Source organism: Paraburkholderia atlantica (assembly GCF_009362785.1).
Classification (GTDB): domain Bacteria; phylum Pseudomonadota; class Gammaproteobacteria; order Burkholderiales; family Burkholderiaceae; genus Paraburkholderia; species Paraburkholderia atlantica.
This window is the reverse complement of the sequence record NZ_WHNQ01000174.1, coordinates 1-1,523: the sequence shown is the minus strand read 5'-3', so window position 1 is coordinate 1,523 and position 1,523 is coordinate 1. Positions and strand designations below refer to the sequence as shown.

The 1,523-nt window shown below is 66.6% G+C and carries 2 protein-coding genes; both read left to right on the top strand.

The window, feature by feature from the left end; all coding sequences use genetic code 11:
* Positions 1 to 751, top strand: a 751-nt coding sequence (gene dmpG, locus GCT19_RS41980; RefSeq protein ID WP_152855086.1) for a 4-hydroxy-2-oxovalerate aldolase, incomplete at its 5' end; no start/stop codon positions are given.
* Between the two features lie 101 nt (positions 752 to 852).
* Positions 853 to 1,523 (top strand): MFS transporter (locus tag GCT19_RS41975; RefSeq protein WP_152855085.1); only part of this gene is annotated, 671 nt, incomplete at its 3' end.

The window sequence follows — 1,523 nt, the reverse complement described above, 5'->3', positions numbered from 1 at the left end:
CCTGAAGGCTGCGTATAACGCGGGTGCACGCGTGGTCCGCGTGGCGACGCACTGCACGGAAGCGGACATTTCGAAGCAGCACATCGAATACGCGCGCGAACTCGGCATGGACACCGTCGGCTTCCTGATGATGAGCCACATGACCACGCCGGAGAACCTCGCCATCGAAGCGAAGAAGATGGAGAGCTACGGCGCGACCTGCATCTATGTGGTCGACTCAGGCGGCGCGCTGACGATGAACGACGTGCGCGACCGCTTCCGCGCGGTGAAGGCGGTGCTGAAACCCGAAACGCAGACCGGCATGCACGCACACCACAACCTGTCGCTGGGTGTGGCCAATTCCATCGTCGCGGTGGAAGAAGGCTGCGACCGCATCGATGCATCGCTCGCGGGCATGGGCGCGGGCGCGGGCAATGCGCCGCTCGAAGTGTTCATCGCGGCAGCGGAGCGCATGGGCTGGAATCACGGCACCGACCTCTACGCGCTGATGGACGCCGCCGACGACATCGTGCGTCCGCTGCAGGACCGCCCGGTGCGCGTCGATCGCGAAACGCTCGCGCTCGGTTATGCGGGTGTGTATTCGAGCTTCCTGCGTCATTCGGAAGTGGCCGCGAAGAAGTACGGCCTGAAGACCGTCGACATTCTGGTCGAGCTGGGCAAGCGCCGCATGGTCGGCGGCCAGGAAGACATGATCGTCGACGTCGCACTGGATCTGAAGCGCGCACGCGCAGCCGACGCAGCGGCTTCATGACCCAGACGCTGCGCGGCGGCGCCGAATGCCGCGCGCGCAGCGTTCATTTCATCCAGCAAGGTCGCCGCAAGAGCGACGCTGATTCAACATTGGAGACATTCATGCGGCAGTCAACACAAGCAACGCAAACAGCGCAGTCGACGAAACCTCTTGCCAGCGGCGCGCTGACGATCGGGCTCTGCCTGATCGTCGCGCTGCTCGAAGGCGTCGACCTGCAATCGACCGGCCTCGCTGCACCGCGCATGGCGCGCGAATTCCATCTCGCGGTCGCGCAGATGGGCTGGGCGTTCAGCATCGGCGCATCCGGGCTGCTGCCCGGAGCCGCGATCGGCGGACGTCTCGCCGATCGGCTCGGGCGCAAGCGCGTGCTGATGTGGTCGGTCGCGCTGTTCGGTCTCTTCTCGCTCGCGACCGCGCAGGTGTGGGACCTGAACAGTCTGCTCGCCGCGCGCTTTCTGACCGGGCTCGGTCTGGGCGCGGCGATGCCGAATCTGATCGCGCTGTGTTCGGAAGCGGCGCCGCCGCATCAGCGCAACACCGCGGTCGGTGCGATGTACTGCGGCATGCCGTTCGGCGCGGCGCTCGCGGCGGTGGTCGGGATCATCAGCCCGGGCGATGAGGGCTGGCGGCATATCTTCTACGTCGGCGGGTTCGGGCCGTTGCTGGTGCTGCCGTTGCTTGCGCTGTTCATGCGCGAGTCGGCGCAGTTCGTCGCGGCGCGTGCAACCACGGACGCGCGGCGCGATGCAGCCGCTAGCGTGACGCGCGCACT